23 protein-coding genes and 1 pseudogene are annotated in these 25,181 nt (G+C 64.3%); 15 read left to right on the forward strand and 9 right to left on the reverse strand.

The window, feature by feature from the left end:
- Both BLX41_RS15695 and BLX41_RS15700 read right to left on the reverse strand, forming a co-directional pair.
- Window positions 1-776 (reverse strand): M48 family metalloprotease (locus BLX41_RS15695; RefSeq protein ID WP_259744937.1); only part of this gene is annotated, 776 nt, incomplete at its 3' end.
- 27 nt (window positions 777-803) lie between these two features.
- The gene (locus BLX41_RS15700) at window positions 804-1,403 is read right to left on the reverse strand and encodes a LemA family protein (protein WP_123725646.1); all 600 of its coding nucleotides are present in this window, start codon (window positions 1,401-1,403) and stop codon (window positions 804-806) included.
- Between the two features lie 200 nt (window positions 1,404-1,603).
- On the opposite strand from BLX41_RS15700, the gene BLX41_RS15705 reads away from it, so the two are divergent.
- From BLX41_RS15705 to BLX41_RS15715, 4 genes are all read left to right on the forward strand, one after another.
- A complete protein-coding gene (locus tag BLX41_RS15705) occupies window positions 1,604-2,023 on the forward strand; it encodes a DUF4265 domain-containing protein (protein WP_259744938.1) in 420 nt (139 codons plus the stop codon).
- Between the two features lie 22 nt (window positions 2,024-2,045).
- On the forward strand, window positions 2,046-2,177 hold the full coding sequence (locus BLX41_RS35460) for a hypothetical protein (RefSeq protein WP_259744939.1): 132 nt from the start codon (window positions 2,046-2,048) through the stop codon (window positions 2,175-2,177).
- 76 nt (window positions 2,178-2,253) lie between these two features.
- Entirely contained in the window at window positions 2,254-2,592 is a 339-nt protein-coding gene (locus BLX41_RS15710; RefSeq protein WP_123725648.1) for an FKBP-type peptidyl-prolyl cis-trans isomerase, read from the forward strand.
- Window positions 2,593-2,623: 31 nt separating this feature from the next.
- Window positions 2,624-3,046, forward strand: coding sequence for an NUDIX hydrolase (locus tag BLX41_RS15715; protein ID WP_123725649.1), 423 nt, complete (start codon window positions 2,624-2,626; stop codon window positions 3,044-3,046).
- 40 nt (window positions 3,047-3,086) lie between these two features.
- On the opposite strand, the pseudogene BLX41_RS15720 reads toward BLX41_RS15715, so the two are convergent.
- Together BLX41_RS15720 and BLX41_RS15725 are read right to left on the reverse strand one after the other, a co-directional pair.
- Window positions 3,087-3,560: pseudogene (locus tag BLX41_RS15720) on the reverse strand (PAS domain-containing protein); the annotation flags it as partial.
- A 189-nt stretch (window positions 3,561-3,749) separates the two neighbouring features.
- Window positions 3,750-4,385 carry a LysE family translocator gene (locus BLX41_RS15725; RefSeq protein WP_185073603.1) on the reverse strand — a complete coding sequence of 212 codons (636 nt, stop codon included), beginning with the start codon at window positions 4,383-4,385 and terminating at the stop codon, window positions 3,750-3,752.
- A 120-nt stretch (window positions 4,386-4,505) separates the two neighbouring features.
- Between BLX41_RS15725 and BLX41_RS15730 the strand changes: the two genes are divergently transcribed.
- Window positions 4,506-5,444, forward strand: a complete 939-nt coding sequence (locus BLX41_RS15730; RefSeq protein WP_123725652.1) for a LysR substrate-binding domain-containing protein — start codon at window positions 4,506-4,508, stop codon at window positions 5,442-5,444.
- 239 nt (window positions 5,445-5,683) lie between these two features.
- Here BLX41_RS15730 and BLX41_RS15735 read toward each other — a convergent pair whose 3' ends face one another.
- Together BLX41_RS15735 and BLX41_RS15740 are read right to left on the reverse strand one after the other, a co-directional pair.
- Entirely contained in the window at window positions 5,684-6,178 is a 495-nt protein-coding gene (locus BLX41_RS15735) for a DUF1543 domain-containing protein (RefSeq protein WP_123725653.1), read from the reverse strand.
- A gap of 82 nt (window positions 6,179-6,260) precedes the next feature.
- Window positions 6,261-7,394 (reverse strand): cytochrome P450 family protein, encoded by a 1,134-nt coding sequence (locus tag BLX41_RS15740; protein ID WP_123725654.1) that lies wholly within the window; start codon window positions 7,392-7,394, stop codon window positions 6,261-6,263.
- 81 nt (window positions 7,395-7,475) lie between these two features.
- Here BLX41_RS15740 and BLX41_RS15745 point away from each other — a divergent pair, with 81 nt between their 5' ends.
- Window positions 7,476-8,225: an ArsR/SmtB family transcription factor gene (locus tag BLX41_RS15745; RefSeq protein WP_123725655.1), complete on the forward strand. Its 750-nt coding sequence runs from the start codon at window positions 7,476-7,478 to the stop codon at window positions 8,223-8,225.
- 71 nt (window positions 8,226-8,296) lie between these two features.
- On the opposite strand, the gene BLX41_RS15750 is transcribed toward BLX41_RS15745, so the two are convergent.
- Window positions 8,297-11,899, reverse strand: coding sequence for a transporter substrate-binding domain-containing protein (locus BLX41_RS15750; protein WP_123725656.1), 3,603 nt, complete (start codon window positions 11,897-11,899; stop codon window positions 8,297-8,299).
- Window positions 11,900-12,239: 340 nt separating this feature from the next.
- On the opposite strand from BLX41_RS15750, the gene BLX41_RS15755 reads away from it, so the two are divergent.
- From BLX41_RS15755 to BLX41_RS15780, 6 genes are all read left to right on the forward strand, one after another.
- Window positions 12,240-13,448 (forward strand): EAL domain-containing response regulator, encoded by a 1,209-nt coding sequence (locus BLX41_RS15755; protein WP_123725657.1) that lies wholly within the window; start codon window positions 12,240-12,242, stop codon window positions 13,446-13,448.
- Between the two features lie 90 nt (window positions 13,449-13,538).
- The gene (locus BLX41_RS15760; RefSeq protein WP_123725658.1) at window positions 13,539-14,039 is read left to right on the forward strand and encodes a P-loop nucleotide/nucleoside kinase family protein; all 501 of its coding nucleotides are present in this window, start codon (window positions 13,539-13,541) and stop codon (window positions 14,037-14,039) included.
- A 491-nt stretch (window positions 14,040-14,530) separates the two neighbouring features.
- Window positions 14,531-15,940: a circularly permuted type 2 ATP-grasp protein gene (locus BLX41_RS15765; protein ID WP_123725659.1), complete on the forward strand. Its 1,410-nt coding sequence runs from the start codon at window positions 14,531-14,533 to the stop codon at window positions 15,938-15,940.
- Window positions 15,941-15,943: 3 nt separating this feature from the next.
- Entirely contained in the window at window positions 15,944-16,894 is a 951-nt protein-coding gene (locus tag BLX41_RS15770) for an alpha-E domain-containing protein (RefSeq protein WP_123725660.1), read from the forward strand.
- Entirely contained in the window at window positions 16,891-17,688 is a 798-nt protein-coding gene (locus tag BLX41_RS15775) for a transglutaminase family protein (RefSeq protein WP_123725661.1), read from the forward strand. Before BLX41_RS15770 ends, BLX41_RS15775 begins: the two co-directional genes overlap by 4 nt.
- A 183-nt stretch (window positions 17,689-17,871) precedes the next feature.
- Window positions 17,872-19,038 carry an acetyltransferase domain-containing protein gene (locus tag BLX41_RS15780; RefSeq protein ID WP_123725662.1) on the forward strand — a complete coding sequence of 389 codons (1,167 nt, stop codon included), beginning with the start codon at window positions 17,872-17,874 and terminating at the stop codon, window positions 19,036-19,038.
- Window positions 19,039-19,104: 66 nt separating this feature from the next.
- On the opposite strand, the gene BLX41_RS15785 is transcribed toward BLX41_RS15780, so the two are convergent.
- Entirely contained in the window at window positions 19,105-19,755 is a 651-nt protein-coding gene (locus BLX41_RS15785; RefSeq protein WP_123725663.1) for an SEL1-like repeat protein, read from the reverse strand.
- Between the two features lie 176 nt (window positions 19,756-19,931).
- On the opposite strand from BLX41_RS15785, the gene BLX41_RS15790 reads away from it, so the two are divergent.
- From BLX41_RS15790 to BLX41_RS15800, 3 genes are read left to right on the forward strand one after another with little or no spacing between them, the layout of a single operon-like run.
- Entirely contained in the window at window positions 19,932-21,152 is a 1,221-nt protein-coding gene (locus BLX41_RS15790; RefSeq protein ID WP_123725664.1) for a putative DNA modification/repair radical SAM protein, read from the forward strand.
- On the forward strand, window positions 21,149-22,012 hold the full coding sequence (locus BLX41_RS15795) for a TIGR03915 family putative DNA repair protein (RefSeq protein ID WP_123725665.1): 864 nt from the start codon (window positions 21,149-21,151) through the stop codon (window positions 22,010-22,012). The genes BLX41_RS15790 and BLX41_RS15795 overlap by 4 nt, the downstream gene beginning before the upstream one ends.
- 54 nt (window positions 22,013-22,066) lie before the next feature.
- Complete coding sequence (locus tag BLX41_RS15800; protein ID WP_259744940.1) at window positions 22,067-22,753, forward strand: hypothetical protein; 687 nt, start codon at window positions 22,067-22,069, stop codon at window positions 22,751-22,753.
- Window positions 22,754-22,829: 76 nt separating this feature from the next.
- Here BLX41_RS15800 and BLX41_RS15805 read toward each other — a convergent pair whose 3' ends face one another.
- Window positions 22,830-25,181 (reverse strand): TonB-dependent siderophore receptor, encoded by a 2,352-nt coding sequence (locus BLX41_RS15805; protein ID WP_123725667.1) that lies wholly within the window; start codon window positions 25,179-25,181, stop codon window positions 22,830-22,832.

Here is a 25,181-nt window from a genome sequence, read left to right on the forward strand (position 1 = left end):
GCATCGGCGAGAAACTCGCGCTGGCGGCAGATGGCGGCCTTGATCAGGTTGCCCAGCAGGCTGCCCAGGGAGCCGAAGATCAGCAGGGCCAGGCCGAGCACGGCGAACACGATCTGCCAGATGAAACGGTGACGGTCGCTGCCCAGGTGCTGTTTTTCGGCCTGGCGCAGCACCGCGATGCCCGCCAGGCTGAACACCAGCAGGCCATGGATCACCGCCAGCAAATGGGTGTTGAGGCGCATGTCGCCGTTGTGAATGTGGCTGAACTCATGGGCGACCATGCCCTGCAATTCGTCGCGGTCCAGGTGGGTGAGGGCTCCGCGGGTGATTCCGAGCACCGCCTGCTCCGGGGTCAGTCCGGCGGCGAAGGCATTGATTGCGTCTTCGGGCAGGACATACACGGCCGGCATCGTGGCGCCGGAGGCCAGGGCCATTTCCTCGACGATATTGAGCAGTCGCTGCTCCTCGCTGCCTCGTGGAGAGTCGTTGATCAGACGCCCGCCCAGGTGCTCGGCGATCACCTTGCCGCCGGCCCGCAGGCGCCAGGTCTTGTACCAACTGCCCAGCACCACCACCAGCAGCATGAGTACTGCTATGACCGCGACCACGGTCCAGTTCAGCACCTTGGGCTGGCCGTACTGCTGATTCAGCTCGCGCCACAACAGGCCCAGCCCCAGGCTGCTGAGGCTGACCAGGGTGGTCACCGCCAGGGTCATCAACAGCAGCAGTTTGAGGGTGTGGCGCCGGGCACGGGCCTGGTGTTGAAAGAACTTCATGCAAGCTTCCGGGGGCAGGCGGCGGGGTTACTGGAAGGACACTTTGCTGGCTTCTTGAATGTGCGCGCTGTCGGCGAATTGCAGCAGCGCGGCATCGGCCCGGTGGCCGAACAGTCCGGCGAAAAACAGCGCCGGCACCTGCTGTTTGCACAGGTTGTAGTCGGTCACGGCGTCGTTGAAGGCCTGGCGCGCGTAGGCGACCTTGTTCTCGGTGCTGGTGAGCTCTTCGCTGAGCTGCGCCATGTTCTGCGAGGCCTTGAGCTCCGGATAGGCCTCCAGGCTCAGGTGCAGGCGGTCGAGGACCTGGTCCAGGGCACCCTGGTCCTGGCCCAGGCGGGCGATGCGTGTGCTGTCGCCGGGTTGCGCGGCGGCCGCTTGCAGGCTGTCCCGGGCACTGTTGCGCGCCTCGGCCAGGGCGGTCAGGGTCTGGCGCTCGTGCTGCAGGTAGCCTTTGACGGTCTCCAGCAGGTTGGGAATCAGGTCGTAGCGGCGCTTGAGCTGCACTTCAATCTGGGCGAAGGCATTGCGCAGGCGGTTGCGCCGGGTCGTCAGACGGTTGTAGAGGCTGACCAGGTACAGCGCCAGTAAGGCGAGCAGCACCAGGGTGACGATATCGGCGGTGGCCATGGGATGTCCTTATCGGGGTGGGGCGTGGGGGTGGCAATGGTAACGGAAACTTCCCGGGCAGCGACAGACCTTTGCCCGAGCGCCATTCAACGATTGCCACGGACCGGCAATTCTGCGAAAAAGCGCTCGGCGTTCGTCGGCCTCAGGCTCGGCCGGGGGCTTTTTATTCAATGAACCAGGGACAGGTGATGGACAAGATCATGCTCAGGTTGACCGTGGTCGACGATTATCCGCCGGCAGCCAGCGAAGGCGTCTGGGCGCAGCAGCAGCCTGACGGCCTGTACCGTGTCGCCAATATTCCGTTCTATTCCCCGGATGTCTGTTACGAGGATGACGTTGCAGTCCAGGTCGAGGCCGATGGCTTGAAGTGGTTCCAGCAGATCGAACGCAGCAGTGGCAACAGCACGCTGCGCCTGGTGTTTTTTGAAACCGGTCGGGCCCGGGCGCCCGAGGTGCTGGAACGGATCAATGCCCTGGGCTGCCGTTGGGAGGGCATGAGCAAGGCCTTCTACTCAATCAATGTGCCGGCCTCGGTGCTGCTGGACAGCGTGCTGGACTACCTGCAGGCATGCTTTGAACAGGGTTGGCTGGACTATGAGTCCGGGTTGTTGCGCCAGTGAGCGGTGTAAGGAGTAAAGGCTGATGGGCCTGAAGTTTCATGCCAGTCCCTACTGGGATGCGGGGCTGGCCAGCATCGAGGCGGCATTCGGCGAAATATTTCTCGGCACCGACACAGGTATCCGGGTCCGGCATGGATCGGTCGCAGCGCAGTGATTGCCAAGCAGCGGCAATTCTGCGAAAAAGCGCGCCGCGGTCCCGTGACGGGGCAATCTTTGAACGGGAGTGAAGTATGAGCGACCAATTGCAGGTGATCGATATCCAGCCGGGCGATGGCAAGGCCGTGGTCAAGGGGGCTTTGATCACCACCCAGTACCGGGGTTTTCTGGAGGACGGCAGCAGCTTCGACTCCTCCTACGATCGCGGCAAGCCGTTCCAGTGCGTGATTGGCACCGGGCGGGTGATCAAGGGCTGGGACCAGGGCCTGATGGGTATGCAAGTGGGCGGCAAGCGCAAACTGCTGGTGCCGGCGCACCTGGGTTACGGCGAGCGCAGCATGGGTGCGATCCCGCCCAACTCCAACCTGATCTTCGAGATCGAGTTGCTGGAAGTGCTGACCCGGGATGATTGAGGCTAAGGCCCGAACCTCAGGAGAAACGCCGATGCCTGCCAACAAGGCTTGTGCGGTACTGCTGCGCCACACCACTGAGCTTGAGGTCTTGGCTTTTCGCCACCCGCTGGCCGGTCTGCAACTGGTCAAGGGCACGGTGGAGGCGGGAGAGTCGACGGCCGCTGCGGCGGTCCGCGAGCTGGCGGAAGAGGCTGGCGTCCAGGCCGAGGAGCGCCGGTTTCTGGGCCTCTGGCATTCGGGGTTTTGCGGCCAGGTGTGGGCCTTCCATGAGTGCCGGGTGCTGGTGCAGTTGCCAGAGTCCTGGAGCCATTTCACCGAGGATGATGGCGGTCATCACTTCGAGTTTTTCTGGCATCCCCTGGCCAGCCCGCCGTCGGCCCAATGGCACCCGCTGTTTCAAGCGGCCCTGGGCTTTCTGCATGAGCGGTTGCTCGGCGCGGGTCGCGACGCCTAGGCCCTGCTGCCGGGTATTACTGTCCCAGGCGGTACTGGTTGTTGCCGCTGCGCTTGGCCTCGTACATCGCCAGGTCGGCGACGTGCAGCAACTGGTCCATGCGCCCGGCATGGTCGGGAAACACCGCGACCCCGAGGCTGCTGCCGTCGGACCACACCACGCGGTATTCCTCATCATGGTTCTCGCCGGTTTCCAGGCAGCGCGATTCGCCGGCACGGACCCGTTGGCGATCGTCCGGATGCACGCAGGAGCAGAAGAGTTCGTAGGAGGGCAGCACTTTGCCGACCTTGAAGCCGAACATGCCGTAGATGGCCTCCGACCAGTACAGCCGCTGGATGTCCACTTCCCAATCCCAAGTGCCGATGCGCACGAAGTACTGGCTGCGCTTGAAGCGTTCGGCGTCGTCGGGCAAGCCTTCGGCAAGTTTGCGATAGGCCCGCAACTGGGCCTGGGCGCGGCGTTCGCGGCGCAGCAGCCACAACGCCAGCAGGGCCAGCAACAGGGTCAGACACAGTAGGGATCAGACAGCAATCATCGGATTCTGGACAGCATGCAAGGGCGGGTCCTGAGGACGGGTGGCGCGTGGCTATGTTAATTCATGGCGTGCTTCCCACAGGAGAATTTTGCAAGGCCGCGAGCGCTGAGTCCGTAATGCCCCCGGGGACTACGGATGATGGGGGCGGATGATGGGGCGCACTGCGCTTCATGGGCTGTCTGTACTGCACAGCTCCAGCACGGCGTAGCCCAGGCCCAGCAGTGCCACAAGCAACAGCGCCAGGCTGGAGATGCCGGTCACCAGGCGTTTGTACTTCAGCGAGAAACCCTGGCGCGCCAGCAGGATGTAAGCCCCCAGCACGGCAAAATCCACCAACACCCAGACCAGCGTCAGCAGCAGCGCACTGTGCTGCAAGGCGTGGGTGACCTGGATGAACTGGGGAAAGAAGGAGACAAAGAAAATGATGTCCTTGGGGTTACCGATCCCCACCAGGAAACCGCTGGCCAGGCCCTGACGGCCCTTGTCGGTGCGTGGCGCCGTTTCCACGGGGGCCGGACCAAACACCTCCCGCAGTCCTTGCACGCCCAGCCAGCCGATGAAGCAGCAGCCCAGCAGGCTGACCCAGCCGATCAGGCGTGGGTCCAGCGCCAGTCCGGTGGTCAGCATCAGCACCGCCAACAGCGCCAGCAGCAGCGACGCAGCGTTGGTGCCCAGGGCGGTCAACACGGCCTGGCGCGGCCCGGCGTTCATGCTGGTGTTGACGATCAGGGCCACCACTGGCCCCGGGGTGGCCACCAGCATCAGTACGCTGAGTGCATAGGCCAACAATAACGACAGGTTCAGGTCCACGAGTAACGCCTTTCAAGTCATGTGCAAGACTTCAGCTTGGCGGCTTTGTCCTGCATTGAAAAACGCAAAAAGCTATGACCCACTATGAGTATTAATCATTATCGGTGCCTGTCGATGGTCCAATCCCTGCCACCGCTCTACGCGCTGCGGGCCTTTGAAGTGGCCGCTCGCTCCAGCTCCTTTACCCGGGCCGCCGAGGAGCTGTCCCTGACCCAAAGCGCCATCAGCCGGCATATCCGCACCCTGGAAAGTCAGTTCGGCTGTCGCCTGTTCGAGCGCCACGGCCCCAGGCTGGTGCTCACCGAAGCCGGACAGCGCCTGGCCCGGGAGCTCAAGGTGGGCTTTCGGATCATCGAGGATGCCTGCCTGCCGCTGCGGGCCAACACCGGCCAATTGCGTCTCAAGGCGCCTTCGACCCTGACCATGCGCTGGCTGCTGCGGGTCCTGGAGCAGCTCAAGGGGCAACAGCCGGTGCTGGCGGTGCAACTGGCCAGTGTCTGGATGGACTTCGACCATGTGGACTTTTACGCCGAGCCCTACGACTGCGCGATTCTCCTGGGCAACGGGCACTTTGGCGCCGGGATCGAGGCCTGCAAGCTGTTCGATGAATGGCTGATACCCATCGGTCCACCCGAGGCCGCGGACGGGCCGCCCTGGACCCTGGAACGGCTCAAGGACGCCGAGTTGATCCATCCTTCGGCAGACCGTCGCGACTGGCGACGCTGGTTGCAGGCGCAACGGCTCAAGGACAGCGAGCTGCTGCAACAGGTACGACTGGAGCGGGGCAATGTTTTCGACACCCTGGACCAGGCGATCTCTGCGGCCATGGCCGGGCACGGACTGTCCATTGGCGATCTGCACCTGGTGGTGGGGGACATTCGTCGGGGGCGGGTCAGCCTGCCATTCCCCAGCGCCGTAGCGTCAGGGGACGGTTATTACCTGGTGTGGCTGCGAGACAGCGTGCGCCGGGAACCCATCGCCCGGCTGCGGGAGTTTCTGCTGAGTCAGGTCGCGGATATCAGCGATCTTGAGCTGGACTACCTGAGCCCCTAGAAGCACCGGGTCCGGGCATTGGCTTCGCTGACCGTCAGCGCCCTGTGCTGCACGAGCATGGAACGGCATGCTTGCCTGCTCCCTGAAAAAAGCGGCGTACATGGCACCTGCAGGGACGTAGCTCAATGTAACTGTCGTGTGTGCCGCGCATCGTAGGATGCCGGCTTGCCGGCGAAAGCGTCCGCAAGGGCGATGCAAGGCTCGATGGACTGTTCGCCGGCAAGCCGGCTCCTACGAGGTCAGCCCAGAATGATGTAGTCGTTTTGCTGCACGATGCCCCGGTGCGGGCCGGGCACCAGGTGCACATAACGGCCTTCCAGCAGGTCGATTGGCAGGCAGTCGTCCACGTCCAGCAGGGCATCGGTGTGGGATTTGTGCCAGTGGGCAAGCATCTGCCGTTTGCCCTTGGCCTTGGCTTCGGCCTTGTCCCGGGCCACCACCAGCAGGTAGCTGTGGGCCTCGCCGAAGGCTGCCGCTTCGTAGCCGCCCAGGTTCAGGAAGTACAGGCGCGGTGCACCCGGCTGTGGCGCCAGGGCGCTGAGTTCGACCTTGCAGTCCTCGACCCCGTCGACCTGCATCCAGGAGTCGATGTGCAAGCCAGCCGGGCTGCCGAACCAGCCTTCGCGCAGTTGCGGGTAGGCCGCTTCGAGACGGTCGGCGACCACGAACTGGACATCGTGGACTTCAATTTTCGCTCTGGGATGTTTTCCCCCCAGCATCACCACAAACAGCATTGTTGTTCCTTTTCCAGTATCGGTTTTGGCAGTGGGGCACCTTTTACCTCAAGCAACCGGGGACTGCCAATGCGCTTGCCGGTTATCCGGCGGCATCGGTGAACAGGGGAATACGGCCGTTGACCGAGTCCTGGTAGTGCCAGTCCAGCGCCAGGGCGCTCAGCCCCGGCACGCGCAGCAGGAGCTGCAGCAAACTCTGGACGATATTCAGTGCCAGGCCCTGGCCGGGACAGCGGTGCGCTCCGCTGCCGAAACTGAACCCCTGGTACGCCGGATCGCAGCCGGTGACCGCAGCCAGGGCCGGGTCGTGGTTGGCCGCCGCCAGCAGGACCAGCACCGTATCGCCGGCTTGCAGGTCCACACCCAGCAGGGTGCAGGCCTGGGCGACGAACCGGCGGGTGTTCTGCACCGGCGGGTCCAGGCGCTGGCGTTGCAGCAGCCAGGCACTGAGCAGGTCCGGGGCACGGCACAGGCGTTGGCACAGTGACGGTTGCGCCAGCAGGGCGATCAGGCTGTTGCCGATCAGCCCGGCGCAGGCGTCGTGGGTTTGCGCCAGCAGGCCCAGCAGATTGGCCAGGAGATCCTCTGGAACCAGGCCGTTGCTGCGCTCGAGGATCGCCCGAAGGAACGGGCTGTGTTGCGGGGCATCGAGCAATGCCTGCATGTGTTGGATCAAGTATTGCGCCGCTGAGTCGGCGGCCTGCAACTGTTCTGCATTGCTCAAGGGGGAGAGGCAGGCAACGAATTCGCCGGTGCGCCGGGCAAGGTCTTCGCGTCGCTCGGGGGCGATTCCCAGCAGCCCTGCCAGCAGCGCCACCGGCAGGTGCCACTGCCAGCGGTGCAGGTCGCCGGCGCCTAGCGGTGCGTCCAGGGCTGGGCGCCATTGTGCCAGCCAGGGCATCAGGTCGATGGCACCCAGTTGCTCCAGGGGCGCGGCCACGGCTGCGCGAGGACAGCCGTGGCGAGGGCCATCGTTCATCCGCATCAGGCGTGCAAACACTTCCCCTGCAGGCCGCCCGGCGATGGCCCGGGGCACCGGCTCCTCGGGTGGTCGGACACGGCAGGCGGGGTGGTTGAGCACTGCCGCCACCGCGGCGGCGCTGCTGGCGACCCACAGGCCCAGCGCTGAATCGTAGGTCAGGCCGCCCCGGGCGCGCAGGCGGGCGTAGCAGAAATCGTAGGGGTCGAAATGGGTGACAGCGCTGATCGGGTCCATGATTCATCTCTATGTCGGGCAGATATTCAGGTTGCTACTATCCTCATCCTTTCGAAGACACGATTCGTCATGGAGCGAAATATGAATGTAGTGCAGAACGACCTGGGGGTATCCAGCGTGGCGGCGGCCATCGCCGAGCCGGCTCGCACCCGGATGCTCTGTGCCCTGATGGATGGCCATGCCCGTACCAGCACCGAGCTGGCGGCGATTGCCGAGGTCAGCACTTCCACCGCCAGCGCCCATCTGACCAAGCTCAGGGATGCGGGCCTGCTGCGGGTACAGGTCCAGGGCCGGCACCGCTACTACTGCCTCGGCGATCCGCTGGTGGCCCAGGCCCTGGAGGCGCTGATGGTGATCGGCCAGGCCAGTAGCTTCACCCCGCGTACCCCGGACCGCCTGCAATTTGCCCGCACTTGCTACGACCACCTGGCAGGCACCCTGGGGGTGCAGTTGCACGACCGGATGTTCGAGGCCGGTTGGTTGCTGATGGGCGAAGAGGGCAAGGATTATCGGGTCAGTGACAACGGTGTCGAGTTCTTCCGCGGTCTGGGCATCGACGTGGCCGAGCTGCGCAGATTGCGCCGAAGCCTGGCTTGTCCGTGCCTGGACTGGAGCATGCGCTGCCCGCACCTGGGAGGTGCTTTGGGGGCGGCGCTGCTGCGTGTTCTGTTGCAGCGCAAATGGCTGAGGCAGGATCTGGACAGCCGCGCCCTGGCCCTGACCGGCACCGGCGGGCGCTACATCAGCAGGCATTTCGGCATCGCCTTGATTCAGCCAGCGAAGCCGCTGTCGGCATCGGCCGGTCTGGAGCTGCAAAGCCTGCGGGCCTGAGCCCCGGCGGCTGCGCAGCTCCGGTGCCTTGATGCTGCGGCAAGCGTGCGATGAGGTGATGCCAGGGTTGCTCAGTCGCTCACCAGGGACTCCAGCAAGTCGCGATCCAACCCAACCATGGCCTGCTCCAGTCGGATCAATGCCGTCTTTATCTGGTCGGTATTCGCGCCTTCGCGGCAGGCCCTCTCCAGGTATTGGCACTCATCGATCAGGGCCTGGGCGTTGATGATCCGCGCGGCACCGTGGATACGGTGAGCCAGGTCGCTCACGCCTTTGTTGTCGGGGTTGGCCAGCAGCTCGCGGATCTGCGTCAGGTCTTGCTGGTTACTCTGGTGCAAGCCCTTGAGCACCCGCTGGATGGATTCGGGGTTGCCGCCGGTGAGGTGGTCCAGTTGCTGGATGTCGTAGTGCTCACTGCTGGTTCTGAGTTGCAAGCGGGGCAGGGCGGGCAGTTGCTGCAGGCGGCGGGCCAGCTCTGGCAGTGTAATGGGTTTGAAGATGCAGCCGTTCATGCCGGCGTCCCGGCAACGCTGTTCCTCTTCGGGCTGGACGTTGGCGGTAAAACCGAAGATCTGCACCGGTGGCCGGCCCTGGATCTGTTCGGCAAGGCGGATTTGTCGGGTCAGTTCGTAGCCGTTCAGCACCGGCATGTTGCAGTCGGTGATCACCACATCGAAGGTTTCCCGCTGCCAGGCCTTGTAGGCTTCGGCACCGTTGTGCGCCTGGCTCAATGAATAGTCGAGGAAGCGCAACTGCTCGCACAGCAGTTGGCGATTGGCCTGGCTGTCGTCCACCACCAGGATATGCAGCGGCGCCCGGGCGCTGACCGCCAGGGTTTCCTGCGCTACCGGAGGCGGGGTATCGGGCAACGGGTCGAGACGACTCAACTGCACCTGCACCCGCGCCAGGGTGCCGACGCCGGGCTGGCTCTCCAGGCGCAGTTGACCGCCCATCATTTCGCACAGCGTGCGGCAGATCACCAGGCCCAACCCGGTTCCCGAGCGGGCGTTCTGATGTTGCCCGGGCACCTGGCTGAAGGGCTGGAACAGCCGTAGCTGGTCGTCGGGCTCGATGCCGATCCCGGTGTCCTTGACGGTCATCAGCAAGGGCAGCAATTGCCCATCGTCACCCTCGGCCTGCAGGCGAATCTGCACCCCGCCGTGTTCGGTGAACTTGATCGCATTGCTGAGCAGATTCGACAGAACCTGCTTGAAGCGCAACGGGTCCACCAACACGTCGCCATTGACGCTGCTGTCCAGGTCCAGCTCGAGGCGCAGGCCCTTTTGCCGGGCCAGGCCATCGAAGACCCGGAACACCGACTCCACCAGATCCCGCAGGTTGGCCCGCTCGGGGCTCAGGCTCAGGCGCCCGCTTTCGATCCGGGCGATATCCAGGATGTCGCCGATCAACTCCAGCAGACCCTGGGCCGAACCGTAGGCCACCTCGATCGAGCTGCGGTCGAGCTGGCCCTGGTCGGCGCGCTTGAGGGCCAGCTCGAGCATGCCGATGACTGCGCTCATGGGGGTGCGGATTTCATGGCTCATGGTGGCCAGGAAGGTGGTCTTGGCCCGGTTGGCCTTGTCGGCATCGTTCTTGGCCTGGGTCAGTTCTTCCAGCAGCAGCTGGCGATCGCTGATGTCGAGCCAGCCACCAATGATGCCCTGGATCTCACCCTGGGCATTCCGGTAGGGCAGCATCCAGTGGTAGATGTTCAGGCGTTGGCCACGGATGTGCACTTCGCGGTCGATCAGCAAGGGTTGGCCGCCGGCAAGAATGGTCTTGAAGTCTTCGGCAAACTGCGGCGCTTCGGGCACCGGCAACTGGTCGAGGCCGGTGCCGAGCACGCTTTGGCGATCGGTACCCATGGCCTTGAGGTAGCTGTCGTTGCAGATCACCAGGCGGCGGTTCAGGTCGCGCACATAGATCGGGTTGGGGGTGCCGTTGATCAGCGCGTCCATGAAGCGCATCTGATCGTTGAGGGCATGCTCGGCCCGTTCGCGCTGGCTGACCTGGCGGCGCATGGCGTAGCCCCAGGCCAGGGCGATCAGCAGCAACAGCAGCGCGCCGGCACCGGCCATGTAGAGGGTGGTGCGGTAGTCGCGCCAGGAGGGCGGGACGACTGCCGCCTTGGAACGCCAGCGATTGTTCAGCTCGGTGAGGGCGTCGGGCGAGATGCTGCGCAGGGACTTGTCGATGATGCTGAACAGTTCCAACTGGTCGCGACGGATGCCGAAGGACTCATTGAGCAGGGGCAGGTTGAGGGCCGAGTTGACCTTGAGCCGGTCTTCCTTGATCCGTGGCAGGTTGAAGCTGACGGCGATCTCCGCTTGCACCGCGCCATCGGCCTGATGCTCGCGCAGCAGGGTCAGGGCTTCGAAGTTGGTCTGCACTTCCTTGATGCGGATCTGCGGATAGCGCTGGCGGAGCAGCGGCACCAGAGAATGGCCGCTGCCGATCAGCAGAGTCTTGCCGGCCATGTCTTCCAGGGTTTTCGGCGCATCGGGGGTATCGCGGGTGATCAGCATGTAGGGCCCGACCAGGTAGGGTCGGGTGAACTGCAGGTAGCCTTCGCGCTCAGGGTTGCGGGCCCGATCGGCAACCATCTGCACCCGGCCCTCGCGCACGGCGCTGTTGAGGTCGGTGAAGCTGGGCTGGGCGTCGATCTCGAAACTGAGCCCGGTCTTGGCCTCCAGCATGGTCAGCAGGTCGGAGGTAATCCCCAGGTAATTGCCATCGGCGTCGAAGTAGGACATCGGCGGCAGATAGCGGTGAATGCCGATGCGCACCACGGGGTTTTTTTCGATCCAGCGTTGCTCATCGGCAGTGAGAGCGGTTTTTTCCATGCTCAGCAGCAGGCGATCGCCCCAGCGATTGCGGATGCTGATGTCCTGCTCTTTATGGAGCGCTTGCAGTGCGGAGTCGAGCAAGCGTTGCAACTGGTGGTTGTCCGGATTCACCGCGAAGGCGAAACCCGAGAGGCCGGCCGGGCCGCTGTAGATGATCCGCAGGTAGTCGCTGTAGTTGCGCGAGATCAGGAACTGCGCCGAGACCGCGTCGCTGAACAACACATCGGCGTCACCGAAGGCCACGGCGGCCATGGCCGCATCCGTACTGCTGTAGCTTTCGATTCGGGCCTTGGGGTACAAGGCCTGGGCGGCGGGCAGCGTGATGGTGTCCAGGGCGATGGCCAGGTTGCGTCCCTGCAAGCCGTTTTTCAGCGATGCAGAATCACCCAGGCGGGCCACCAGGGTCGGGCGATTGATCAGGTAGTTCCGGCTGCGCAGCAGTGGGTGCTTCTGGGCTTCGCTCAAGGTGACGCCGCCAATGAGGTCGATCTCGCCCTTGGCCAGGGCCTCGTAGACCTGCTCGCGGGTGTCGTAGGCACGGATGGCGATCTTCACCCCCAGGGCGTCTGCCAGCAGGCCGATGTAGTCAGCGGTGATGCCTTCATATTCCCTGGACTCGTTGACCATCTCCAGGGGGGGCAGGTTCTGCTGCGAGGTGCCCAGCACCAGCTCGCGCTTGTTGCGCAACCATTGCCAGTCGTCGTTGGCCAGGGGTAGCTCATGCTGGTGGGGCGATTCGTAGTTGAGCAGTTGCAAGGGAGTCGCGGTGTCGCCCTGGGCAGGGAGGCATGCCAGCCATATCAGCGTTGGCAGGAGAAAGCGAGGCATCGAGGCTCCTGATCGAGTAACTGCACAATGATGAGTCGAGGAGGAAAGTGGCAGCCCGCGTGGCCAGCTGCACAAGGGCTTAGGGCCAATGCTGCAAACAAATATAGATCAAGGGTGGGCGCGAAACGGGCTTATTTTCCTGGGTCGCGCGGGCTCGGGCAAGCCCATTGAGGCCGGCGGACCGAAGGTATTGTCGATGCCTTGACCCGCTTGCGGTTAGCGATACGCTTGTGTCTATCTGCACTCTCGCAATGCTCCTGTTGGTTGGTGCCCCAGAAGGGGCCAAGTGATCCGTTATCGGGTCCTCCCTCGGCAGTCGCCGCTCACCCTGGAGCCGCGCGTGAAAACCCTGAAGATGCTGGTTCTCGAAGACCATCCGGTGCAGCAGCTGCTGGCCCTGGAGCAGTTGCGGCGCCTGGGTGTAGCTCAGCCGTTGGCGGCGTCCGACGGGGCCAGTGCCCTGAAGCTGCTGCGTGAGTGCGGTGCGGCGGATATCGTGCTCTGCGACTTGCAGATGCCAGGCATGGACGGCCTGGAATTCTTGCGGCGTGCCAGTGAGGAGCAACTGGTGCGGGCCGTGATTCTCTACAGCCTGATTGAGCCCGACCTGCGTCGCGCGGTGCTGCAGATGATCAGCCTGCACGGGTTGATTGTCCTGGGGGATGTGGGCAAGCCGGCGGAACTGGCGACCCTGCAGGCGATGCTCGAACTCTATCAACTGCGCCATCAGCAACAGGCCCCGGCGCCGCCCCGGCACTTCGCCCCGGTGCGCGGTGAAGACCTGAAGCGGGGCGTCGAGCAGGGCCAGTTCGTGTCCTATTACCAGCCCAAGTTCGACCTGCAGCATGCCACTTGCCGTGGCGCCGAAGTGCTGATGCGCTGGTGCCATCCCGAACATGGGGTCCTGGCACCGGTAGCCTTTCTCGATGAACTGGAGGCCTCGGGCCTGTTGGATGAGGTGCTGCACCAGCAGCTTGACCAGGGCATGGCCCTGCAGCGCCGCCTGCTGGACCAGGGAGAGGAACTGGAGCTGGCGTTCAACCTGCTGCCCCGACAGCTGGCTTGCAGCGACATCGTCAGGCATATCCGTGAGGCCAGCGACCGGCATCAGGTTCCGCCGCGGTTGCTGACGTTCGAAATCACCGAAGTGGGCCTGGTGCAGGCACCGGCCATCAGCCTGGAGAACCTGGTGCGCCTGCGAATGATGGAGTGCAACCTGGCCATCGACGACTTCGGCGCCGGCTACTCCTCCTTGCAGCGCCTGTGCGAACTGCCGTTCAACCAGATCAAGCTCGATGCCCATTTTGTCCGTGAGCTGGTGCACCAGCCGCGCTGTCGTGCAGTGGTCGGCGCCTCCCTGGCGTTAGCCCGCAACCTGGAAATGTGCCTGGTGGTGGAGGGGGTGGAAACCCAGCTCGAACGGCGCCTGTTGCTGGAGATGGGCTGCGTCATGGCCCAGGGTTACTGGTACGCCCGGCCGATGTCGGAAAGCGAACTGTTGTCCTGGCCGCGAAGCGTCCCGGCCGACAGGCCTGCAGCGTCGCCCTGACGCTGTTTTGCTGTGCCGGGCGGTCCTGTACTGGACGTCGACGGTCATTGCGTTGAAGCTTGCCCTCCAGCGTTTCAGCCAGGACCATGCATGCTCATCGTATTCAGCGGATTGCCGGGTTCCGGCAAAACCACCATCGCTCGCACCCTGGCTCCCCACCTGGGAGCCACCTACCTGCGTATCGACAGCATCGAGCAGGGCCTGCGCGATGCCGGCCTGCCAGAGGTCGGCAAGGCCGGCTACCAGATCGCCCTGCAACTGGCCGAGGCCAATCTGGCCCTGGGCAACCCGGTGCTGGCCGACTGCGTCAACCCCGTGGCCGAAAGCCGCCAGGCCTGGAGCGATTTGGCACAGCAGCTGGATGTGCCGCTGCTGGATGTCGAGGTGATCTGTTGCGACCCCCGGGAACATCGACGGCGGGTCGAGACCCGGCAAGTGGATGTACCGGGCCTGCAAGCGCCCAGTTGGCAGTCGGTGCTTGATCACGACTACGAGGCCTGGGCGGCGGTGCCCTTGCGCCTGGACAGTGCGAGCCTGTCGCCGGAGCAGGCGGTGGCGCTGATCCTGGCCCGGTTGCCGGTGCGCAACTGACGGCAAGCCGGCCAATCCCCGTCGTGGCCAGTCAATCCTTTGAACCTCGATGGTGCGCGGGCGGTCAGTGCTCAGGGGCCGCTGCTGGCCAGTGCACGCCGTACAGTCCGGAAAACTCCCGATAACGGGGCAAAAAAATCCTCTCCGGAACTTTATGCACCGATTCAGCCCGTGTCGGTTCGCCGTGATTCAAGCTGAGTCCCCATGGGCGTCCCCAAGACAGGTTCCTGCTGGAGAGGTGCGTCTCTTTTTTGAATGTATTTGTCGCTTTTTGCCGATTTTTCAAGCCGTACGCCGCTGTGACGGTTGTTTGGGCATTTGCGGCATAGCGATTGCTACCGCTCTGTGAGGCGGGCGGCAGGAGCCGTCCGATCGTGAGCCCAGGAGGTGCTCGCACACAGGGGAACGATCATCCCTTCAAGGTCAAAGCCGGGTCACGCACACACAGGGTTCAAATAAAAAGCCGTTCGCATCACGGCAAGGAGTTGGCTATGTCCCGCGCTTTTTTCGATGAAATGTACGCTGCCAGCGGCACCTGTCGACCCCATTACCAAGCGTTCGCCCGTTGGTTGGCGGACACCCCCATTGAGCTGTTGGATCAGCGTCGGCGCGAAGCCGATCTGTTGTTCCACCGCGCCGGTATCACCTTCACCCTGTACGGCGACGAGCAGGGCACTGAACGTCTGATTCCCTTCGACATCATTCCTCGCAGCATCAAGGCCAGCGAGTGGCGCACCGTGGAGCGCGGCTGCGTGCAGCGGGTCCAGGCGCTGAACCTGTTCCTGGCGGATATCTATCACGGCCAGCGGATCATCAAGGAAGGCCTCGTTCCCGCCGAGCAGGTGCTGGCCAACGAAGGCTATCAGGTGGCGATGCAGGGCCTGGACCTGCACCGGGGCACCTATGCCCATATCGCCGGGGTGGACTTGGTGCGCGACGGCGATGGCAGCTACTACGTGCTCGAAGACAACCTGCGCACCCCCAGCGGCGTGAGCTACATGCTTGAAGACCGCAAGATGATGATGCGTCTGTTTCCCGAGCTGTTTGCCGCTCAGCGCATTGCCCCCATCGACCATTATCCCAACCTGTTGCTGGACACCCTGAAGAGCTCCAGCCCCCTGGACAACCCGACGGTGGTGGTGCTGACCCCGGGGCGCTTCAACAGCGCCTATTTCGAGCACGCCTTCCTCGCCCGGGAAATGGGCGTGGAACTGGTGGAGGGCGCCGACCTGTTCGTCCGGGACGATCGGGTGTTCATGCGCACCACGGCCGGCGCCCAGGCGGTGGACGTGATCTACCGTCGGCTGGACGATGCCTACCTCGATCCGCTGTCGTTCAATCCGGATTCCATGCTCGGGGTGCCCGGGCTGATCGCCGCCTATCGCTCGGGCAATGTGGTGTTGGCCAACGCCGTGGGTACCGGGGTCGCGGACGATAAGTCGATCTATCCCTATGTGGACGAAATGATCCGCTTCTACCTGAGCGAAGAGCCGATCCTCAAGAACGTGCCCACCTGGCAGTGCCGCAAGCCCGCCGAGCTGTCCCATGTGCTGGCCAATCTGCCGGATCTGGTGGTCAAGGAAACCCAGGGCTCCGGCGGCTACGGCATGCTGGTCGGGCCGGCGGCCACCGCGGCCCAGATCGAAGAGTTTCGCGCCCGCCTCAAGGCCCGCCCCGAGGCCTATATCGCCCAGCCGACCCTGTCCCTGTCCACCTGCCCGACCTTTGTCGAAAGCGGCATCGCCCCGCGGCATATCGATCTGCGGCCGTTCGTGCTTTCGGGCCGCGAAACCCGCCTGGTGCCCGGAGGCCTGACCCGCGTGGCGCTGCGTGAAGGCTCGCTGGTGGTCAACTCGTCCCAGGGCGGCGGCACCAAAGACACCTGGGTAGTGGAGGACTGAACCATGCTCTCAAGAACAGCTGCGGATCTGTACTGGATGTCCCGCTACCTGGAGCGCGCCGAGAACCTGGCACGCATGCTCGAGGTCAGTTATTCGCTGTCGCTGATGCCCCAGGCCGGGCGCGGTGACGGCCATGCCGAACTGGCCATGTCGTTGCTGGCGGCCGGCACCCTGGATGACTACAACCAGCGCTACGGTGAGCTCAACACCGAGCGCATGCTGCATTTCTTCGCCCTCGACGAGACCAACCCGGGGAGCATCTACTGCTGCCTGCGGGCGGCCCGCAGCAATGCCCATGCGGTGCGCGGGCGGATCACCGCGGACATGTGGGAGAACATCAACGCCACCTGGCTGGAGATGCGCAACATCGCCCGCAACGGCCTGGGGCGCTACGGCATCAGCCAGTTCTGCGAGTGGGTCAAGGAGCGTTCGCACCTGTTCCGCGGCGCCACCGCCGGCACCATCATGCGCAACGACGCCTATCGCTTTATCCGCCTGGGGACCTTTATCGAGCGCGCCGACAACACCCTGCGCCTGCTGGACGCGCGCTATGAAATGTTCGGCGAGGAGTCCGAGGAAGTCAGCGATGACTCGGCCCGCGGCTATTACCAGTGGAGCGCCTTGCTCCGTGCCTTGTCGTCCTTCGAGGCGTTCAACGAGATCTACCGCAATGCCCCGGGGGCCGAGCAGGTGTCCGAGATGTTGCTGCTACGCGCCGATGTACCGCGCTCCCTGCATGCCTGCGTCGAGGAGCTGGACCAGCTCCTGGCCACCTTGCCCGGGGACAACGGGCGCCCGGCCCAGCGCCTGGCCGCCGAGCTGAATGCGCGCCTGCGCTACACCGGGATCAACGAGATTCTCGATTCCGGCCTGCACCAGTGGCTGACCGATTGCATCGGCCAGATCCGCCACCTGGGGCAGACCGTGCATGAGTCCTATCTGGAGGTGGTATGAAACTGTCCATTCGTCACGACACGACCTACAGCTACGCCGATGAAGTCTGCACCAGCATCCAGTTCCTGCGGTTGACGCCCCAGAACAGCCAGCGCCAGCAGATCCTCCAATGGCATCTGGAACTGCCACGGCAGGTGCGCGCCCAGCGCGATCCCTACGGCAACATCCTGCATGTCATGACCCTCGACGAGCCCCACGGCGCCATTGTCCTCACGGCCTTTGGCGAAGTGCAGATCGATGGCTCGCGGGAAGTGGAGGGCGACAGCCAGTCGCCGCTGCCGTTCCTGCGTTGCAGCCACCTGAGCAAGGCGGACTCGGCCCTCTGCGACTTTGCCCGGCGCCATTGCGGCGAGCGCCGTGATCGCGCCGCGCTGATCGAGCTGATGCAGGCCCTGGCCGAGCACATGCCCTACAGCCCGGGCGCCACCGGGGTCGGCAGCACCGCGGCCGAGGCCTTTGCCGGCGGTGCTGGGGTCTGTCAGGACCATACCCATGCCTTCCTCGCCTGCGCCCGCAGCTTGGGGATTCCCGCGCGCTACGTATCCGGCTACCTGTGCACCGAGGACGCCAGCCACCTGGCCAGCCATGCCTGGGCCGAGGCCTGGCTCGACGACGGCTGGTACAGCTTCGACGTGACCAACCGCCTGGCGCGACCCGAGCGCCATCTGAAACTGGCGGTGGGCCTGGACTACCTGGATGCCTGCCCGGTGCGCGGCATGCGTCGCGGGGGAGGGGCCGAACAGATGCAGGCCCGGGTCCAGGTCAGCTCCATGGTGCAGGTCCAGCATCAGTAACTCCGAGCAGCGTCGCGGCCCCTGCACTGGCTGGGGCGCGGCGCTACAGGTCAATTGTTGCCTGGGGCCGTGGCCCCAGCCAAGGAGTTTCGGACAGGCAGGTTAATGTTATAAAGTAACGGGAAATTTGCCGGGCGCGAGACCGGCACCGACCCTTTGAACCTGACGCTGCGATCCCTCCTTATGAGTTCTTTATCCAACCCTTGCGCGAGCCTCGGCACCCGGCTGCTGAGCATCGATGCCCTGCGTGGCCTGGTGATGCTGTTCATGCTTCTGGACCATGTCCGGGAAACCTTCTTCCTGCACCGGCAGGTGAGCGATCCCATGGACGTGGCCACTACCGAGCCCGGGCTATTTGCCAGCCGCACCCTGGCGCACCTGTGCGCTCCGGTGTTTGTCCTGCTCACCGGGCTCTCGGCTTACCTGTTTGCCCAGAAGCACGGCCATCGGGCAGATGCCAGCGCCTTCCTGTTCAAGCGTGGGTTGTTCCTGGTGGTGCTGGAACTGACCCTGGTGAACTTCGCCTGGACCGGGCAGGTTCCGCCGACGCTGATCTACCTGCAGGTGATCTGGGTCATCGGCCTGAGCATGCTGGCGCTGTCGGCATTGTTGTGGCTGCCCCGGGCGCTGCTGTTGGGCCTGAGCCTGCTGCTGATCGGCGGGCACAACCTGCTGGATGGGCTGCACTTCGCCCCGGGCGAGGCGCTGCACGTGCCTTGGGCGATCCTCCACGATCGCGGCTGGATCGAATGGGGCGAAGGGCTGCGCCTGCGGACCTCCTACCCGCTGCTGCCGTGGATCGGCGTGATCGGCCTGGGTTATGCCCTGGGGCCCTGGTTCGCCGGCGAAGCCGAGGCTGCTCAGCGGCAGCGGCGTCTGTTGCTGTGGGGGCTGGCGGCGCTGGCGGGGTTCATCGTGCTGCGGCTGCTCAACGGTTATGGCGAGCGGCCCTGGGTCAGTGGCGACACCTTGGTGCAAACCCTGATGAGCTTCTTCAACATCACCAAATACCCGCCGTCGCTGCTGTTTATCGCCCTGACCCTGGGCGCCGGGCTGCTTCTGCTGCGGGCCCTGGAGCGGCGGCAGGACAGCGGTTTGATCCGGGTGCTCGGCGTATTTGGCGCAGCGCCGATGTTCTTCTACCTGTTGCACTTGTATGTGCTCAAGGGCCTGTATCTGCTGGCCGTGGCGCTGCTGGGGCGCAATCAAGGGGCCTATTTTGGCTTTGATTGGCTGGGGTGGCTGTGGCTGATCACGCTGCTATTGGCCGTGGCGCTGTACCCGTCGGTGCGGGCCTTCGCCCGACTCAAGTCCCGGCGTCGCGATCTGGGGTGGCTGAAGTACTTTTGAGGGATTGTTCGCCGGCATGTTTCCCGCAGAAGCCGGCTGACCGGCGAAAGCATCCCCCGACGGCTGTCAGGGCCGCGCCGCCCGAATGGCCTCGCGGATCTCTTCCTGCAACTGTCGAGCCCCGCTGCAGGCCGGGTCGGCGGGGCCGTGCTTGCAGGATTTATCCAGCACCTTCAGCGCCAGATCGGCGTCGGGCGCTACGCCTATGCCCCGGCTCAGGTGGAAGCCGTACATGGTACAGGCCCAGGGATCATTCAGCTCACAGGCCTTGTTGAAGGTCTGCACCGCACAGTGCCGGGTGGCCTGGTTGTCGGCGTCGGCGGTGAGCATGCCGGCGGCGCGGTTGGTGCAGCCGGAGACCAGACCCAGGCTGCAAGCGCGCTGGTACAGCGGTTCATAGCCTGCGGCGGGCCCTTTGGCCTGTTGCAGGGTGGTTGCCAGCCAGTAGCAATCGTTGCCGTCGCCGGTTTCGCAGCGCTGCAGGCAGGCCCCCAGTTGCTCCGGGGTTTCGCAGCGGTTGGCCTGCGTGGCCCGTGTCGCGGTCCTGGCCGGCATGTTGTCGCTGGGGCATTGCCTGGCCTGGGCTTGCCAGTCCTGCCGGGCCTGGACTTTGGCGTACAGGGCGTCGATCAGTTCCTGGTCGGTGGGCGCGGCATTGGCGGCAAGGCTCGACAGCAGGGCCATGCCGAACAGGCAGAAACGGTAGAGACGAGGCATGGGGCAGAGTCCTTTCCAGAGGTTATGGGCGCGCGCGTATCTTAAGGATTTTCACCAATAGCTCCAGGCTGCCGATGGGGTGGCGAGAGGTTTTTTTCATTTTGCCTCCGGCCACTCTCTTGTGGTCCCGGGCTTTTACTCTGTACTGTATATAAAAACAGTATTCGAGCCTCGCCATGCAACTGATCGACAAGCTGAGCATCCTCGCCGACGCCGCCAAGTACGACGCTTCCTGCGCCAGCAGCGGCGCGCCCAAGCGCAGTTCGGAAGGCAGAAGCGGGTTGGGCTCGAGCAACGGCATGGGCATCTGCCACAGCTATACCCCGGACGGGCGCTGCGTTTCGCTGCTCAAGGTGCTGTTGACCAATTTCTGCCTCTACGACTGCCAGTACTGCGTCAATCGCCGTTCCAGCGACGTGCCCCGGGCGCGCTTCAGCCCCGAGGAAGTGGTGCGCCTGACCCTGGATTTCTACCGGCGCAATTGCGTCAGCGGGCTGTTCCTCAGCTCCGGGATCATCCGCTCGGCGGACTACACCATGGAGCAGTTGGTGCAGGTGGCGAGGCTATTGCGCGAGGAGCACGAGTTCCGCGGCTATATCCACCTCAAGACCATCCCCGACGCCGACCCGCTGCTGATCGAGGCCGCCGGGCGTTATGCCGATCGTCTCAGCGTCAATGTCGAACTGCCCACCGACGAGGGTCTCAAGACCCTCGCCCCGGAAAAACAGCTGGGCTCGATCAAGCGGGCCATGGGCACCATCTATACCGGCGAGCAGACGGTGCGCAACGAGCCCCGGGCCCCGCGCTTTGCCCCGGCGGGGCAGAGCACGCAAATGATCATCGGCGCCGACGACACCGATGACAGCACCATCCTCCATAGTGCCGAGGCCCTGTATGGCGACTTTCGCCTGCGGCGGGTCTATTACTCGGCGTTCAGCCCCATTCCCAACAGCCCGAAAAGCGTACCCCTGGCCGCACCGCCACTGATGCGCGAGCACCGTCTGTACCAGGCGGACTTCCTGCTACGGGGCTATGGCTTCAGTGCCAATGAGCTGTTCCAGGGCCCCGGGCACCTGGCCCTGGACATCGACCCCAAGCTGGCCTGGGCCCTGGCCAACCGCGCCGTGTTTCCCCTGGACCTGAACCGCGCCGAGCCCACCTTGATCGCGCGCATTCCGGGGATCGGCCTGCGTACCACCCAGCGCCTAGTGGAACTGCGTCGCGAGCGCCGCATCCGCTATGAGGACCTGGCGCGCATGCGCTGTGTGCTGAGCAAGGCCAAGCCGTTCTTCATCACCAGCGACTACCACCCCCAGCAGGCGGAAAGCAGCAGCGCCTTGCTCTACCAGCAACTGCGGGAACGGCCGCAACCGCAGCAGATGGGGCTCTGGGGATGATCAGTCTGGACTGCGACGACCGGTTCGACACCTGGCGCCAGCAGGCGCGCTGGCTGCTCAGCCATTCCATCGACCCGAGCCGGGTCAGTTGGGCCGGGGGGCGGGAAGCCGATCTGTTTGCCAGTGACGAGAACCTGCCTCAGGAAGCCGGGCCGTTCCAGGCGCGGATTCCCCTGACGCTGCTGCAACAGCTGGAGCGGGCGGCGGCCTATCGCGGCGAGCAGCGCTGGAGCCTGTTGTACGAAGTGCTGTGGCGGGTCAGCCACGGCGACCGCACCGCCATGCTCAGCGGCGATCAACTGGGCAGCGAGTTGCAGCGACGGATCAAGCAGGTGGACCGCGAGGCTCATCACCTGCATGCCTTCGTGCGCTTCGTGCGTCTGGCCGAAGGGCGTTCGAGCCTGGCGCAACAGCCGGAGTTCGTGGCCTGGCACGAGCCGGCCCACGACATCCTGGCCAGCGCCAGCCAGCACTTTATCGGGCGCATGGGGCGCCATCGCTGGATGATCGCCACGCCCCGGGACGGGGTGTATTTCGATGGTCGGGACCTGCTCTATCAACGTCAGTGCCCCATTGCCTGGCAGCAACTGGCGCAGCCTGTCGAAGACCCCGGAGGCGACCTGTGGCTGGCCTATTACAGCCACATCTTCAACCCGGCGCGACTCAATCCCAAGGTCATGCAGGGGCACTTGCCGGCACGCTTCTGGAAACATCTGCCGGAAGGGCCGCTGATTCCGGCGCTGATCAGCGAGGCCCGCCATGGCAAGCAGCGCGATGGTCAGGCCAGCCCGGTGGCGGCGCGACGCGGCAAGCGGATTGGCGAGGCTCGAAGCTCTGGCACTGGGCAGTCACATGAGTAGCTGGTGACAATGCGCGGCTTTGAACAATGAGGCAGAAAGTTTATGGATGAGGGCATGGATGACGGCAAGGGGATAACCGAGGCGTTCTGGTCGAAGGGGGTGACTGACGATGGCAAGATGCTATGGCGGGTGGGGAGTCGCGGGATGACGTTCCTGGCGGCTTTGCTGCTGCCCAGGACGGGCTTCAAGGGAGTCGATATTGCGGTCGGCGTACTGACCATGCTGATCCCCTTGCTAGTAATTGAAACCCAGCGAGCTTACTCGAAGTTTTCTCCAGACTTTCTCGCTTGGGTGATCCGCGCCTGTGTCTTCGCCAGCGGTATTGCCATGTCTTGCCTGGGACTGCTGATCTACTTCGGCATAGTGCTGCCATTGGTTTCGGGGATAGGCATGTACTTTTTCCAGCAAGGCACCAGCCTCAACGGACATCAGCAGAATGCAGTGGAGCTCGTGGGGTTCTGGTGGATGGCTGGGGTGACCGTGGTGGCCCTGATGTTCGCAGTGGTCAGCAATTTTCGCGAGACCAAGATTTTCGAGATCGTCTACCACCTTCCACGAAGCAAGGTAGAGGAACTGATGGTGGGGCGACCATTGCGCGCTAGCAATTGGCCGATGTTTGTCTGGTTCGAGCTCTCTGTACTGGTTGTCAGTTGTCTCTACACCTTCATGGCTGCCCAGGCGGCGCTTCTGGTAGTGAATGGATCGCAACAGATGTTGGGACTGTTCGATATCCGGCTGTAGCGTGCCGAACCCGCCTTCGCCGGGGCGAAGGGCGGGGTGCAGCGTTGTGACTCAACCTCTGTTGGGCTTGCCCCCCTCAGAAGCTGTACTTGAAGCTGGTCATCAGGTTGCGCGGCGCGCCGTAGTTACCGTACAGGCCGGCGTTGCTGTAGTACTCGCGGTCGAACAGGTTGTTCAGATTGAGCGAGGCGCTGAGGTTGCGGCTGATGTCGTAGCGGGCCATCAGGTTGGTCACCGCGTAGCTGCCCTGGGTGAAGGTGTGCAGGTCGTTGCCGACCTTGCTCTGCCAGTTGATCCCGCCACCGACGGTCAGCTTGTCCAGCGGGCCGTGCAGGCGGTAGCTGGTGAAGGTCTTGAAGCTGTTGCGCGGCAGGCCGGTGTTGATCCGCTGGTCGTCGGCGTTGGTGGTGACCGAGTAGGTGTAACCGGCGGACGCCTGCCAGCCTTCGGCCAGTTCGCCGTTGAACTCCAGTTCCACGCCCTTGGACGTGGTGTCCTGTTCGGCACTGTAGACGTTGTCGTGCTTCCAGATCGCCAGGTTGTCCTGCTGCAGCTTGTACAGGGCCAGGCTGGAATTCAGGCGGCCGTCGAAGTGGCTGCCCTTGATCCCGACTTCGTAGCCCTTGCCCTCCATCGGGTCCAGGGGCTTGTTGTCTTCGCTGCGCACCCAGGACGCCTGGGGGTTGAAGATGCTGGTGTAGCTGGCATACACCGACCAGGTGTCGTCCAGGTCATAGACCGCCCCGGCGTAGGGAATGAACACGCCGTTTTCAGCCCGATTGACCTCGCTTTCGGCGCCGTCGTAAGGGCGTTCGTGGGTGTCGCGTTTCCAGTTGATGACCCGGCTGCCGAGGATCAGGGACAGGTCGTCGGTCAGGCTCAGGCGCGAGGTCAGGTAGGCCGCGTACTGGTTTTCATCGATCGACGATTTGCCGCTGACATTGAAGTCCGGTTTCGGCGAATGGCCGTCCCAACCGTCCAGGTCGTCGATGACCCCGGCCGGGGAACCGGCGTAGTCGTAGCGCCAGTTGCCCCAGCCGGGGGTGCGTTCCTTGTATTGGGACAGGGTCATGCCGCCGATCAGTTCGTGCTCGCGGCCCAACAGGTTGAAGGGGCCGGTGAGGTACAGGTCGAGGTTGTCCTGGCGCGGCGTGCCGGAGAAGCGTACCGGCAACTGAGTGGTGCCGCTGCCATCCTTGTGCACCTGGCCCATGGCGAAGTTGAACACCTCATCGAACTGGTTCTCGGCGTGGGTGTACTCGATCTTGCCGCTCCAGCCGTTGCCCAGTTGTTGCTCGATGGAGGCGAAGTAACTGGTCTGCTGGTGATCGTTGTAGGACCAGTCCGGCGCGGTGTTGGTGGAGCGCTTGAAGTGAGTGCGCTCACCAGTGCTGAAGCGGGTGGGCAGACCGGTACGCAGCGGTGAATCGACGTCGGTGCGTTGGTAACTCATACCCAGGGTCAGCAGGGTGTCCTCGCTGAGGTCGAACTCGGTGATGCCGTACAGCAGTTGGGTCTGCTGCTTGAAGCGGTCGACCCAGGCACTTTCGGTCTTGTAGTCGGCCACCAGGCGCCCGCGGACATTGCCGCTGTCGGTGAGCGGGCCGGAAACGTCGACGCCACCGCCGTAGCGGTCCCAGGTCCCGGCCTGGCCGGTGATGCTGGCCTGGGCTTCGCTGGTGGGGCGCTTGCGGATCAGGTTGATGGTGGCGGCCGGGTTGCCCATGCCACTGATCAGGCCCGTGGCGCCGCGCACCACTTCCACCCGGTCGTACATGGCCATGCTCTGGGAGTAGTTGTCCAGGCGGGTGTTGGTGGGGACGCCATCGATCTCGTAGTTCTGGATGGCGAAGCCCCGGGACCAGTAGCTGTCGGTTTCCGCCCCCAGGCCGTCACGGGTGACGATGATCCCCGGGGTGGCTTCCAGGGTGTCGGTCAAGGTGCTGAGGTTCTGGTCGTCGATGCGCTGGCGGGTCATCACCGTGATCGATTGCGGGGTTTCCCGGGGCGTCAGGTTGAGCCGGGTCGAGCTGCTGGAGGAGTAGGTGGTGTATTCGCCGGTGCCCTCGGTGGTGGAGCCGGGGGCCTTGCCGGAGATCGAGACCGGGCTCAGTTCCAGGCCGGCGCCGGTGCTGCGGGCTTCCAGGGAATAGTTGCCATTGGCGCCGCGTACCGCTTGCAGGCCGGTGCCGCCGAGCAGCAGGGCCAGGCCGCTGTCGACATCATGCCGGCCCTTGAGGCCGGGGCTGCTGCGACCGTCGGTCAGGCTCGCCGGGTAGGACAGGAGGATGTGCGCGGTCTGGCCGAAGCGGGCGAGGGCGCCGGCCAGGTTGCCCGGGGCGATGTCAAATTCCACCTGGGTCTGTTGCGCCGCCTGGGCCCAGGCCGGCAGCAGTGCAGCGCCAGCGCCGCCGGTCAGGCAGACCAG

Source organism: Pseudomonas protegens (assembly GCF_003732485.1).
Taxonomy (GTDB): Bacteria; Pseudomonadota; Gammaproteobacteria; order Pseudomonadales; family Pseudomonadaceae; genus Aquipseudomonas; species Aquipseudomonas protegens_B.

Coding starts and splice junctions, on each gene's coding strand:
- BLX41_RS15790 (WP_123725664.1), top strand. CDS start 19,932: ATGCAACTGATCGACAAGCTGAGCATCCTCGCCGACGCCGCCAAGTAC.
- BLX41_RS15735 (WP_123725653.1), bottom strand. CDS start 6,178: ATGCTGTTTGTGGTGATGCTGGGGGGAAAACATCCCAGAGCGAAAATT.
- BLX41_RS15770 (WP_123725660.1), top strand. CDS start 15,944: ATGCTCTCAAGAACAGCTGCGGATCTGTACTGGATGTCCCGCTACCTG.
- BLX41_RS15715 (WP_123725649.1), top strand. CDS start 2,624: ATGCCTGCCAACAAGGCTTGTGCGGTACTGCTGCGCCACACCACTGAG.
- BLX41_RS15765 (WP_123725659.1), top strand. CDS start 14,531: ATGTCCCGCGCTTTTTTCGATGAAATGTACGCTGCCAGCGGCACCTGT.
- BLX41_RS15730 (WP_123725652.1), top strand. CDS start 4,506: ATGGTCCAATCCCTGCCACCGCTCTACGCGCTGCGGGCCTTTGAAGTG.
- BLX41_RS15750 (WP_123725656.1), bottom strand. CDS start 11,899: ATGCCTCGCTTTCTCCTGCCAACGCTGATATGGCTGGCATGCCTCCCT.
- BLX41_RS15710 (WP_123725648.1), top strand. CDS start 2,254: ATGAGCGACCAATTGCAGGTGATCGATATCCAGCCGGGCGATGGCAAG.
- BLX41_RS15800 (WP_259744940.1), top strand. CDS start 22,067: ATGGATGACGGCAAGGGGATAACCGAGGCGTTCTGGTCGAAGGGGGTG.
- BLX41_RS35460 (WP_259744939.1), top strand. CDS start 2,046: ATGGGCCTGAAGTTTCATGCCAGTCCCTACTGGGATGCGGGGCTGGCC.
- BLX41_RS15780 (WP_123725662.1), top strand. CDS start 17,872: ATGAGTTCTTTATCCAACCCTTGCGCGAGCCTCGGCACCCGGCTGCTG.
- BLX41_RS15760 (WP_123725658.1), top strand. CDS start 13,539: ATGCTCATCGTATTCAGCGGATTGCCGGGTTCCGGCAAAACCACCATC.
- BLX41_RS15745 (WP_123725655.1), top strand. CDS start 7,476: ATGAATGTAGTGCAGAACGACCTGGGGGTATCCAGCGTGGCGGCGGCC.
- BLX41_RS15775 (WP_123725661.1), top strand. CDS start 16,891: ATGAAACTGTCCATTCGTCACGACACGACCTACAGCTACGCCGATGAA.
- BLX41_RS15740 (WP_123725654.1), bottom strand. CDS start 7,394: ATGGACCCGATCAGCGCTGTCACCCATTTCGACCCCTACGATTTCTGC.
- BLX41_RS15785 (WP_123725663.1), bottom strand. CDS start 19,755: ATGCCTCGTCTCTACCGTTTCTGCCTGTTCGGCATGGCCCTGCTGTCG.
- BLX41_RS15795 (WP_123725665.1), top strand. CDS start 21,149: ATGATCAGTCTGGACTGCGACGACCGGTTCGACACCTGGCGCCAGCAG.
- BLX41_RS15700 (WP_123725646.1), bottom strand. CDS start 1,403: ATGGCCACCGCCGATATCGTCACCCTGGTGCTGCTCGCCTTACTGGCG.
- BLX41_RS15705 (WP_259744938.1), top strand. CDS start 1,604: ATGCTCAGGTTGACCGTGGTCGACGATTATCCGCCGGCAGCCAGCGAA.